This is a genomic window from Pseudomonas sp. SIMBA_041 (assembly GCF_046535095.1).
GTDB lineage: Bacteria > Pseudomonadota > Gammaproteobacteria > Pseudomonadales > Pseudomonadaceae > Aquipseudomonas > Aquipseudomonas mucoides.
This window is the reverse complement of the sequence record NZ_JAWRXJ010000733.1, coordinates 1-247: the sequence shown is the minus strand read 5'-3', so window position 1 is coordinate 247 and position 247 is coordinate 1. Positions and strand designations below refer to the sequence as shown.

1 protein-coding gene is annotated in these 247 nt (G+C 44.5%); it reads right to left on the bottom strand.

Features of this window, described 5'->3' with window-relative positions; genetic code table 11:
- On the bottom strand, positions 1–247 hold a 247-nt coding region (locus tag SB725_RS33050; RefSeq protein ID WP_410923680.1), incomplete at both ends, for a hypothetical protein.

Sequence of the window (247 nt, the reverse complement as noted above, 5' to 3'; positions counted from 1 at the left end):
AAAGCGCCAAATACTCACGCCATCATTTAATACTACTTGCTCGGCAGTGGTACGTCTGGCCACTTGCCAATACAAATGTGACAACCAAAACTTGAGCAAATGCCTAGGACTGGCAGAATTGGGCAATATGTTTAGCCATTGCTTGGGTGATTGCTGAGCATAAGGCACGCCCGCCTGAATAATTGATATGGGTGCTAACATTGGTACTGAGCCTTTGATCTTAATGATTTTTGGCAACAGCTTAAGC